The following is a 10,462-nucleotide window of genomic DNA, read 5'->3' as shown; positions in this document are numbered from 1 at the left end:
GGCGCGGGGCGGCGGCCACGAGCCGGGCGACCTGCAGGCCCGCGGTCAGCTCACCGACCTGGCGCGAGGTCGGCGGCGGACCGGTCGGGCGGGCGACGCGGCCGGGGGCGACGGGGCGGCCGGCGCTGAGCAGGCCGAGCGTGCCGAGCAGGCCGGCGGACGTACGGGAGGTCACCCGGAGATGCTCGCAGCCGCGGTCGGCCCGGGCGGGTGGGGCGTACGGGCGCCGGAACCGTCACCTCGAGGCGCCGCGAGCGTCATCTCGGCTGTCCGCGAGCGTCACCTCGGCTGTCCGCGAGCGTCATCTCGGCGTCAGCCGCCGGCGAAGGGCGGGAGGAACTCGACCGAGCCGCCGGGGTGGACGACGACCTCCGCGTGGTCGCGGGTGCCGACGGGGGCCTCGCCGACCAGGACCGAGCAGACCGCCAGGACCCTCGCCAGGCGGTCGGCGGCGGGGGTCCCCTCGCGCTGGGCGACCGCGCGGGCGGTCACGTCGGCCAGCGTGACGTCGCCCGTGACCTGCAGACGGTCGGACGCGACGCCGGCCGCGGCGCGGGCCGAGGCCCAGTAGCGGACCGTCACGTACGTCTCACTACCAGCCGGTAGCGGGGGCGTTTCGCTCATGTTTCGCTATTGTGCACCGAACACCTGCTGCAACCGGAGCCCACCGTCGCGTTTCGGTCTCACCCGCACCCGTGCCCTGGGAGACCCGCATGAGCACCCTTCTTCTGCTCACCAACGCGCTCCAGCCCTCCGCCGAGGTGATGCCCGCGCTCGCCCTGCTGGGCCACCAGGTGCGGATCCTGCCCGCCGAGGGCAGCGCGCTGCTCGAGGCGCCCGACTCCGACCTGCTCCTGGTCGACGGACGCCAGGACCTCGCCGGTGCCCGTGACCTCTGCCGGTTGATCCGCACCACCGGCACCGACGTCCCCGTCCTGCTCGTGGTCACCGAGGGCGGCCTGTCGGTCGTCGCGCACGACTGGGGCATGGACGACGTGGTGCTCGGCACCTGCGGCCCGGCCGAGCTCGAGGCCCGGATCCGCCTCGCCGTGAGCCGGCTCCAGGCCGCGCACGACGCCGCCGACCCCGACGCCCACGTCATCCGCTCCGGCGAGGTCGTGGTCGACGAGGCCACCTACACCGCCCGGGTCGGCCCCCGCACGCTCGACCTGACCTTCAAGGAGTTCGAGCTGCTGAAGTTCCTGGCCCAGCACCCGGGCCGGGTCTTCAGCCGCCAGCAGCTGCTCCAGGAGGTCTGGGGCTACGACTACTTCGGCGGCACCCGCACCGTCGACGTCCACGTGCGGCGGCTGCGCGCCAAGCTCGGCCCGGAGCACGAGACGCTGATCGGCACCGTGCGCAACGTCGGCTACCGGTTCGTGCTGCCCTCCAAGCGCGGCCTCGACGACCCGGCGACCGCGGAGGCCCGGGCGACCCAGGCCGCCGAGGACGCCGCGAACCAGGTCCCGCGGGAGCAGAACGCTGAGCGCTGAGGACCCCCGTCTCCCGGCCCTGCGCGACCTGCTCGCCGAGGCCGCCGCGGCCGACGGGCAGGACCCCGTCGACGAGTCCGTCCACCTGCGCCTGAAGCACCAGGGCCTGGTCGGCACCGACCTGTGGACCGCCGGACCGGACGACCGCTGGGACGGGGTCGCGCTGCGCCACGAGGGCGCGCTCGACCTCGTCGTACGCCCCGGCGCCCGCGGTCGCGGCGTCGGCTCGGGCCTCGCCGCGCAGGCGCTGGCCGCGCCCGGCGAGGTCACCGCCTGGTCGCACGGCCACCACCCGGCCGCCGCACGGATCGCCGTCGCCCACGGGCTCGAGCGGGTGCGCGACCTGTGGGTGATGCGCCTGCCCGTCGGGCCCGCCGCTCCCCCGCTGCCGGAGGTCTCCGCCGCGCCGGGCGTACGCCTGGGCCACTGGCGCGACGGGTGGGAGCCCGACCCCGACACGGAGACCGCCGCGCTGCTGGCGGTCAACGGCGCCGCGTTCGCCCACCACCCGGAGCAGGGCGGGATGGACCGCGCCGACCTGGCCGCGCGGATGGCCGAGGACTGGTTCGACCCGGCCGGGCTGCTGCTGGCCACCGACGGGGCGACCGGGGAGCTGCTCGGCTTCCACTGGACCAAGCAGCACTCCGCCGACCTCGGCGAGGTGTACGTCGTCGGCATCGCGCCCGCCGCCCAGGGCCGCGGCCTCGGCCGCACGCTGACCCTGGCCGGCCTGCACCACCTGGCCGGGCGCGGGGTGGGCGAGGTGCTGCTCTACGTCGAGTCCGACAACGCCCCGGCGGTGGCGGTGTACTCGCGGCTGGGGTTCACCCACGCCGACGTGGACACGCACGTGATGTACCGGCGGCCGGCGTGAGCGGCCAGGACGACGAGGCGGCCGCCGAGCTCGCGGCGCTGCGCGCCGACCGGGACCGGTGGCGGAACCGGTGCCTGGAGGCCGAGCAGATCGCCGAGGACCTCGCCTCGCACCTGGCCGCGGCCCGGGCCGACGTGACCGCGGCCGCCGAGGCCCATCGCGGCGCCGACTCCGGCGGCGCGCTGCCCACCGGCAGCACCTCGACCGGCGACGGCACGGACCCCGGCATCCTCGTGGTCGGCGTCGGCGCGACCGCGGTGGTCTCGGTGATGGTCGTCGCGCTCGTCGTCCTCAACGGCGAGCTGCTGTCGGTCGGCGGCGCGATGACCGTCCTGATCGCCGCCGGCCTGCTCTGGGCCACCCGCCGCGCCTGGGAGCTGCGCGGGCCCCGGGCCCGGGTGGACGACGGCGTGGTCGTGGTCCGCGGCCGCGACGGCGTGCACCGCTTCGACCTGCGCCGCGAGGCCACGAAGGTGCGGGTGGTCGGCGAGCCGGGCGACCGGGGCTGGCGGGTCGTGCTCGAGCGCCGCGGCCTGGACGACCTCGTCGTCACCCCGGCCGGGACCGACCCCGAGGCGTTCACCGCCGCGCTGCGGCGCTGGCGCCCCGACCTCTGATCGACCGCCGTGGACGCCGCCTGCCTGGTCGAGGTTCGTCCGGCGTAGCAAACGCGGACCGACCACCGCGCGGACGGGCATCGCCGCAGGTCAGCCGCCCGTCCAACCCGGGCCGGCCTTGATCGCTACGCGGGAGCACCCGCGACCACCCGCGTCCACCGGAAGGCGTCAGCCCTTCCCGAGCTCCGCGCTCCCGAGCCCGGTGCTGGCGTCGCGCTCGCCGTCGGTGCCGGGCTGGTGGGACCCGGACTCCGAGGTCGGGTCCTGGTCCAGCTCGCTGTCGGGCTTCTCCTCGTCCGCGGGCTCGGGGTCGCGGCGCAGCGCGTTGCCGACCCGGGTCGCGATCTCGGCGTTCACCGCGCGGGTCTGGCGTCCGACGCCGACGATGTTGAAGAAGCCGTGGACCAGGTCGGGGTACCGCGTCAGCTGCACCTCGACACCGGCGTCGGCGAGCTTGCGGGCGTAGGCCTCCCCCTCGTCGCGCAGCGGGTCGAAGCCGGCGGTGGCGACCAGGGCGGGGGCCAGGTCGTCGGGGATGTCGGCGGGGTCCATCAGGACCGGGCTGAGCCGCCAGTCTCCGCGGACCGCGGGGTCCGGGGCGTACGACTCGTTGGCCAGCTCCATGTAGACCTTCGTCAGGTAGAAGCCCTCGGCGAACAGCTCGTAGCTGCGGTAGCCGGAGCGGTCGACGCAGTCGGTGGCCGGGTAGATCAGCACCTGCACCTTGCACGGCCAGCCCGAGCGCGCGGCCTGGATCGCCACGGCGGCGGCCAGGTTGCCGCCGGCCGAGTCGCCGCCGACGCCGATCCGGTCGCGGTCGACGCCGAGCTCGTCCGCGTGGTCGAGCGCCCACTCGTACGCCGCGAACGCGTCGTCGTGGGCCGCCGGGAAGACGGCCTCCGGGCCGAGGCGGTAGTCGACCGCCAGCACCCGCGCGCCGGCGCGCTCGGCGAGGTAGCGGCACGGCGCGTCGTGCGTCTCGAGGTCGCCGTGCATGAAGCCGCCGCCGTGGAAGAACACCAGCAGCGGGTCGGGGCCCGGCGGGCGCCCGCCCGGCACGTAGAGGCGGGCCGGCCGGCCGCCGGCGGTGAGGTCGCGGGTCTCGGCGACCTTCTGGCGGCCGCCGACCGACGTCGTCTGCGCGAGCAGCGCGGCGCGGCCCTCGGGCACCCCCAGCGAGCCCGGGTCGGGCTTGCCGGACAGCGCCATCATCTTCAGCACCACCTGCGTCTCGGTGTCGAGGCGCTGGCCGTCGCGCATGATCGGCGCGCCGGCGACGCGGCGCAGCAGCGTGGTCGGCAGGCCGAGCACGGCGCGGATCGCACCGGCCTCGACGCCTGCTGCTGCGGCATGGACCTGGCGGGGGACGGCGACCATCCGGGGTTCCTCTCGATCGGGAGCGATGCGTGAGACTACTGGTGAGTAGCATCACGTGGAAGCACCCTCGCGGACCCCGGTGACCACCTGTCGACCACCCGTCGGCCGCGCGCGAGGGTCACCCGGCGTTCACCCGCGGATGGGAGGATGGCGCCATGTCCGTCGAGACCACGAACACCCAGTCCTCCGGACCGCACCCGGACGGGGGCGACGAGGCCCACGCGGGCGCGGCCGCCGTCGACGAGGGGTACGACTCCCCCACCCCCACCGACCTGGCCGAGGTCGCCGAGACCGGGCCGTACGCCCCCGACCAGGACGCCCTGGCCGCGGTGCAGGACCACCCCGAGCGGTTCCTGGACCGCGAGCTGTCCTGGCTGCGGTTCAACCAGCGGGTGCTCGAGCTGGCCGAGGACGAGAGCCTCCCGCTGCTCGAGCGGGCCCGCTTCCTGGCCATCTTCACCAGCAACCTCGACGAGTTCTTCATGGTCCGGGTGGCCGGCCTCAAGCGCCGGATCGCCACCGGCCTGGCCGTCAAGGCCGCGTCCGGGATGATGCCGCGCGAGGTGCTGGAGTCGATCTGGAGGGTCACCGCCGAGCTGACCCAGCGCCACGCCCGCACCTTCGCCGAGCAGATCGTGCCGGCGCTGGCCGAGCACGACATCAAGCTCGTGCGCTGGGAGGACCTGGACCGCGACGAGCAGAAGGAGTGCAAGCGGCTCTTCCGGGACCGGATCTTCCCCGTGCTGACGCCGCTGGCCGTCGACCCCGCGCACCCGTTCCCGTACATCTCCGGGCTGTCGCTGAACCTCGCGGTCGTGCTGCGCGACCAGAAGGCCGACAAGACGCACTTCGCCCGGGTCAAGGTGCCGCCGATCTTCGAGCGGTTCGTCCCGTTGGGCAACGCCCGGTTCGTGCCGCTGGAGGACGTCATCGGCGCCCACCTCAAGCGGCTCTTCCCCGGTCTCGAGGTCGTGGAGACCCACACCTTCCGGGTCACCCGCAACGAGGACCTCGAGGTCGAGGAGGACGACGCCGAGAACCTGCTCGCCGCGCTCGAGAAGGAGCTGCTGCGCCGCCGGTTCGGCCCGCCGGTGCGCCTGGAGGTCGAGGAGTCGATCAGCAACGCGGTGCTCGAGCTGCTGATGGGCGAGCTCGAGGTCACGACGGACGAGGTCTTCAAGCTGCCCGGCCCGCTCGACCTGCGCGGGCTGCACGGGATCGCCGACCTCCGGCGCGAGGAGCTGAAGTTCCCGGCGTTCGTGCCGACCACGCACTCGTTCCTGGCCGAGGTCGAGTCGGCCGCGCCGGTCGACGTGTTCAAGGCCGCGCGCCGCCACGACGTGCTGCTGCACCACCCGTACGACTCCTTCGCCACGAGCGTGCAGCGCTTCATCGAGCAGGCCGCCGCCGACCCGCACGTGCTGGCGATCAAGCAGACGCTCTACCGCACCTCCGGCGACTCCCCGATCATCGACGCCCTCATCGACGCCGCCGAGGTCGGCAAGCAGGTGCTGGTCCTGGTCGAGATCAAGGCCCGCTTCGACGAGCACGCCAACATCCGCTGGGCCCGCAAGCTCGAGCAGGCCGGCTGCCACGTCGTGTACGGCCAGGTCGGCCTCAAGACGCACTGCAAGCTGGCGCTGGTCGTGCGCGACGAGCCCGACGGCATCCGCCGCTACGTCCACCTCGGCACCGGCAACTACAACCCGAAGACCTCGCGGATGTACGAGGACCTCGGCCTGATCACCACCAACACCGCCATCGCCGAGGACGTCGCCCACCTCTTCAACAACCTGTCCGGCTGGTCGCGCAACGCGACGTACGCCGAGCTGCTCGTCGCGCCGGACTCGGTGCGCAGCGGGCTGGTCGAGCGGATCTACCACGAGATCGAGCACCACCGCGCCGGGCGCGAGGCGCACATCCGGATCAAGGCCAACTCGGTCGTCGACGAGGCGATCATCGACGCGCTCTACCTGGCCTCCCGCGAGGGCGTCGAGGTGGAGCTGCTGGTGCGCGGCATCTGCGCGCTGCGTCCCGGCGTCCCGGGGCTGTCGGAGAACATCCGGGTCCGCTCGGTGCTGGGCCGGTTCCTCGAGCACAGCCGCGTCTTCTGGTTCGCCAACGGCGGCGAGCACGAGGCCTGGATCGGCTCCGCCGACATGATGCACCGCAACCTGGACCGCCGCGTCGAGGTCCTCGTACGCCTGCCCGGCGAGGAGTCCCGCCAGCCGGTGACCGACCTGCTCGAGCTGGCCTTCGACGACGACACGTCGGCGTGGGACCTGCACCGCGACGGGACCTGGACGCCCAACGGCGGCGGCGTGCACCTGCAGGAGAAGCTGATCGAGAGCCAGCGGCGGCGGCGCGCCTGACCCCACTGGGTTCGCGGGGGCGCGCGCCGCCCCCTACGCTGGTCGACGTTTGCCAACCCGTCACCAGGAGTTCCCCGTGGGTCTGCGTCTTCGTCCGGTCAACGCGGAGTTCTACGACCTCTTCACCGAGGCCGCCGAGCACCTGGTCGTCGGGGTCTCCCTGGTCGCCGAGATGCTCTCCGAGTCCGCGGACAAGGAGGACGTGGCCGAGCGGATGCGTGCGGCCGAGCACGCCGCCGACGAGACGACGCACGCGATCGTCCGCAAGGTCAACAGCACCTTCGTGACGCCCTTCGACCGCGAGGACATCTACGCGCTGGCCTCCGGGCTCGACGACGTGATGGACGAGATGGAGGAGGTCGTCGACATGATCCTGCTCTACCACGTGAAGGCGATGCCCGCCGAGCTGCTGGGCCAGGTCGAGGTGCTGCAGCAGTGCGCCGACCTGACCGCGGCCGCGATGCCCCGGCTGCGCTCGATGCAGTCGCTCGACGACTACTGGATCGAGATCAACCGCCTCGAGAACGCCGGCGACAAGAACCACCGCCGGATCATGGCGCGGCTGTTCTCCGGCGAGTTCAAGGCGCTCGAGGTGCTCAAGCTCAAGGACATCGCGGAGACCCTCGAGTCGGCCGTCGACGCCTTCGAGACGGTCGCGAACACCGTGGAGCAGATCGCCGTCAAGGAGGGCTGAGGTGGTCCTCGGGATCGTCATCGCCGTCGTCGTCGTCGCCCTCGTCTTCGACTACACCAACGGCTTCCACGACGCGGCCAACGCGATCGCCACCTCCGTCTCGACCCGGGCGCTGACCCCGCGGATCGCGCTGGCGATGGCGGCGGTGATGAACTTCATCGGCGCGTTCCTGGGCCAGAAGGTCGCCCAGACCGTCGCCGAGGTGATCACCTTCCCCGACGACATGCTCGCCGCCGACCCGGTGCACGCCCTGGTGATCGTGATGGCCGGCCTGCTCGGGGCGATCACCTGGAACATGATCACCTGGTACTACGGCCTGCCCTCGTCCTCCTCCCACGCCCTGATCGGCGGCCTCGGCGGCGCCGCGATCGCCGGCGGCGTCGGCGTCAACTGGGACACCGTGGTCAACAAGGTGCTCATCCCGATGGTGCTCTCGCCGCTGTTCGCCTTCGGGGCGGCCTTCGCGGTCATGATCGCGATCATGTGGCTCTTCAAGCGGGCCAACCCGCACAAGGCTCAGCGCGGCTTCCGCGTCGCGCAGACCGTCTCGGCCGCCGCGATGGCCCTGGGCCACGGGCTCCAGGACGCCCAGAAGACGATGGGCGTGATCTTCCTGGCCCTGCTCGCCGGCGGGTACGTCGGCGCCGACGACGACCTGCCGGTCTGGGTCATCTTCTCGGCCGCGGCGGCCATCTCGCTGGGCACCTACTCCGGCGGCTGGCGGATCATGCGCACCCTCGGGCGTCGCATCATCGCCCTCGACCCCTCCCGGGGCTTCGCGGCCGAGTCGGTCGCGGCGACGGTGCTCTACACCACCGCCTACGTCTACGAGGCCCCCATCTCCACCACCCACACCATCACCTCCGCGGTGATGGGCGTGGGCGCCACGAAGCGCCTCTCGGCGGTCCGCTGGGGCGTCGCCCGCTCCATCCTCACCGCCTGGGTGCTGACCTTCCCGATGGCCGCCACCGCCGCCGCGCTCTGCTACTTCCTCGCCCACTTCTTCCTCGAGGTGCTGTAGCGCGACGCTCCCTCACGTTCGTGTGGGTGCAGGGGCCGTACGCCCACACGAACGTGTGGCAGCGTCAGCGGCGGTAGCGCAGGAGCCTCGCCCGCTGCGCGGGTCCGAGCGCCCGCCGCTGGGCCACGGTCCCGGTGCCGACCCACCACGCAGGCGGGTCGGCGCACCAGCCCCGCACCTCGCCGCGGTCACGCGCTGCGGTCGCCCGGTCGTACGCCCGGCGGAGCCGCGCCACGAAGCCCAGCGGGCCGCGGTCCCCGGCCAGGGTGGTGACGTACTCCAGACCGTGGTCGCGGAAGACCTCCTCACGTCGCACGTCCTGCAGCCGCCGACCGAGGTGGACCCTGCCGTCGTACTCGGCGACGACGCCGGTCACCGGGTCCAGCAGGTCGGGGGTGCCGAGGTGCCGACCGTCGAGGTCGAAGAGCGGGGCGTTGCACCGGGGCCGGGGCAGCCCCGCCTGCACCCAGGCCATCCGGGCCCGGCTCTCCTGCGGTGACCAGCTGTTCTCCTCGGCCAGGTCCAGGGCCAGCCTCAGCAGCCCGACCCCGGTCCACCCGGCCTGGGAGGCTGCGACCTCCCGCAGCTCGGCGAGCGAGACGGCGTCGGTGCCGCAGGCCATGTCGAGGCAGACGACGGCCTCGGCCACCCCGGTCGTACGGCGGCGCACCTCGAAGGAGACCGCGCACGCCGGCCGCGTCACCGCGACCCCGTCCACCTCGACGACGTCCCCCGGGACGACCCGCTCCTCGCTGACGACGACCCCGGTCCGGGGACGTACCCGGGCCTCGGGCGTCACGACCGCCACCGGTCGGACCCCGCCGGCCGCGGTGGTCCCGTCGAACCACGGGCTCCCCGTCCACCAGCGCACCGCCGCCCAGCCGGTCACGCCGCCGCCGCGCGGGACCAGCGGTGCGGCCTCGACGACCCGCTGCTCGGGCACCGAGCCGTCGACGGCGGCCGGGACGTAGAGCCCGCGGCTGGTCCGTCGCCAGGCGCTGCCCCGGGTCTGCTCCGGCGTCGGCCCCTCCAGCCCTCGCAGGTCGCGGGGCACCGGGCGTACGAGCCCCCGGTGGTCGGTCGTCCGCACCGGACCACCGTGCCCGACCTCGGCCGCCCGGCGCCGAGGTCGTCCACAGCCGGCAGCGCTGCCGTACGTTCGTGTGGGCCGCGGGGCCGTTCAGCCACACGAACGTGTGGCAGCGTCCCCGGCGACCGCCGGGATCAGCCGAAGCGGCCGGAGATGTAGGCCTCGGTGGCCGGCTCGTCGGGGTTGGAGAACATCTTGGTGGTGGAGTTGAACTCGACCAGCTGGCCGGGCTCGCCGGTGGCCTTGAGGTTGAAGAAGCCGGTCTCGTCGGAGACGCGGGCGGCCTGCTGCATGTTGTGGGTCACGATCACGATCGTGTAGTCCGACTTGAGCTCGTGGATCAGGTCCTCGATGGCCGAGGTCGAGATCGGGTCGAGCGCCGAGCACGGCTCGTCCATGAGCAGCACCTGCGGCTCGACGGCGATCGCGCGGGCGATGCACAGGCGCTGCTGCTGGCCGCCGGACAGGCCCATCCCGGGCTTGGCGAGGCGGTCCTTGACCTCGTTCCAGAGGTTGGCGCCCTTCAGCGACTTCTCGACGATCGAGTCGGCTTCGTCCTTCTTCATCTTCTTGGCGTTGAGCTTGTTGCCGGCCAGCACGTTGTCGTAGATCGACATCGTCGGGAACGGGTTGGGGCGCTGGAAGACCATCCCGATCTGGCGGCGCACGGCCACCGGGTCGACGCTGGGGTCGTAGAGCGACTGGCCGTCGACGACGACCTTGCCCTCGACGCGGGCGCCGGGGATGACCTCGTGCATCCGGTTCAGGGTGCGCAGGACGGTCGACTTGCCGCAGCCCGAGGGACCGATGAAGGCGGTCACCTGGCGGGCCTTGACGGTCATGTTGACGCCCTGCACGGCGAGGAAGTCGCCGTAGTAGATGTTGACGTCGGAGATGTCGATGCTCTTGGCCATTGGTCCTCAG

Annotated in this window: 10 protein-coding genes; 6 read left to right on the top strand and 4 right to left on the bottom strand. The window is 73.2% G+C overall.

Annotated features, from left to right (window positions below):
* Positions 1-312: 312 nt before the first annotated feature.
* Positions 313-624 carry a MoaD/ThiS family protein gene (locus tag GV155_RS02230; protein ID WP_160004835.1) on the bottom strand — a complete coding sequence of 104 codons (312 nt, stop codon included), beginning with the start codon at positions 622-624 and terminating at the stop codon, positions 313-315.
* Positions 625-713: 89 nt separating this feature from the next.
* Here GV155_RS02230 and GV155_RS02225 point away from each other — a divergent pair, with 89 nt between their 5' ends.
* Genes GV155_RS02225 through GV155_RS02215 form a run of 3 tightly spaced genes read left to right on the top strand, consistent with a single transcriptional unit; the run spans position 714 to position 2,984 of the window.
* Entirely contained in the window at positions 714-1,493 is a 780-nt protein-coding gene (locus GV155_RS02225) for a winged helix-turn-helix transcriptional regulator (protein WP_160004833.1), read from the top strand.
* Positions 1,483-2,367, top strand: a complete 885-nt coding sequence (mshD, locus tag GV155_RS02220; protein WP_160010724.1) for a mycothiol synthase — start codon at positions 1,483-1,485, stop codon at positions 2,365-2,367. Before GV155_RS02225 ends, mshD begins: the two co-directional genes overlap by 11 nt.
* Positions 2,364-2,984: a hypothetical protein gene (locus GV155_RS02215; RefSeq protein WP_160004831.1), complete on the top strand. Its 621-nt coding sequence runs from the start codon at positions 2,364-2,366 to the stop codon at positions 2,982-2,984. Before mshD ends, GV155_RS02215 begins: the two co-directional genes overlap by 4 nt.
* A 168-nt stretch (positions 2,985-3,152) precedes the next feature.
* Here the strand turns inward: GV155_RS02215 and GV155_RS02210 are convergent, their stop codons facing one another.
* Positions 3,153-4,361 carry an alpha/beta hydrolase gene (locus GV155_RS02210; protein ID WP_201300028.1) on the bottom strand — a complete coding sequence of 403 codons (1,209 nt, stop codon included), beginning with the start codon at positions 4,359-4,361 and terminating at the stop codon, positions 3,153-3,155.
* Positions 4,362-4,516: 155 nt separating this feature from the next.
* Between GV155_RS02210 and GV155_RS02205 the strand changes: the two genes are divergently transcribed.
* The 3 genes from GV155_RS02205 (at position 4,517) to GV155_RS02195 (ending at position 8,448) form a co-directional block, all read left to right on the top strand.
* Positions 4,517-6,733: an RNA degradosome polyphosphate kinase gene (locus tag GV155_RS02205; protein ID WP_160004829.1), complete on the top strand. Its 2,217-nt coding sequence runs from the start codon at positions 4,517-4,519 to the stop codon at positions 6,731-6,733.
* A 76-nt stretch (positions 6,734-6,809) separates the two neighbouring features.
* On the top strand, positions 6,810-7,427 hold the full coding sequence (locus GV155_RS02200) for a DUF47 domain-containing protein (RefSeq protein ID WP_160004827.1): 618 nt from the start codon (positions 6,810-6,812) through the stop codon (positions 7,425-7,427).
* Position 7,428: 1 nt separating this feature from the next.
* Positions 7,429-8,448: an inorganic phosphate transporter gene (locus tag GV155_RS02195; protein ID WP_160004825.1), complete on the top strand. Its 1,020-nt coding sequence runs from the start codon at positions 7,429-7,431 to the stop codon at positions 8,446-8,448.
* A gap of 64 nt (positions 8,449-8,512) precedes the next feature.
* On the opposite strand, the gene GV155_RS02190 is transcribed toward GV155_RS02195, so the two are convergent.
* Together GV155_RS02190 and pstB are read right to left on the bottom strand one after the other, a co-directional pair.
* Complete coding sequence (locus tag GV155_RS02190) at positions 8,513-9,538, bottom strand: hypothetical protein (RefSeq protein ID WP_160004823.1); 1,026 nt, start codon at positions 9,536-9,538, stop codon at positions 8,513-8,515.
* 134 nt (positions 9,539-9,672) lie between these two features.
* The gene (pstB, locus tag GV155_RS02185) at positions 9,673-10,452 is read right to left on the bottom strand and encodes a phosphate ABC transporter ATP-binding protein PstB (protein WP_160004821.1); all 780 of its coding nucleotides are present in this window, start codon (positions 10,450-10,452) and stop codon (positions 9,673-9,675) included.
* Between the last annotated feature and the right edge of the window lie 10 nt (positions 10,453-10,462).

Source organism: Nocardioides sp. AX2bis (assembly GCF_902506435.1).
GTDB lineage: Bacteria > Actinomycetota > Actinomycetes > Propionibacteriales > Nocardioidaceae > Nocardioides.
This window is presented reverse-complemented; position numbering and strand designations above follow the sequence as displayed.

Excerpts from the sequence above, each read along its gene's own strand:
- GV155_RS02225 (WP_160004833.1), top strand. The coding sequence starts at position 714 with ATGAGCACCCTTCTTCTGCTCACCAACGCGCTCCAGCCCTCCGCCGAG.
- GV155_RS02205 (WP_160004829.1), top strand. The coding sequence starts at position 4,517 with ATGTCCGTCGAGACCACGAACACCCAGTCCTCCGGACCGCACCCGGAC.
- GV155_RS02230 (WP_160004835.1), bottom strand. The coding sequence starts at position 624 with ATGAGCGAAACGCCCCCGCTACCGGCTGGTAGTGAGACGTACGTGACG.
- GV155_RS02210 (WP_201300028.1), bottom strand. The coding sequence starts at position 4,361 with ATGGTCGCCGTCCCCCGCCAGGTCCATGCCGCAGCAGCAGGCGTCGAG.
- pstB (WP_160004821.1), bottom strand. The coding sequence starts at position 10,452 with ATGGCCAAGAGCATCGACATCTCCGACGTCAACATCTACTACGGCGAC.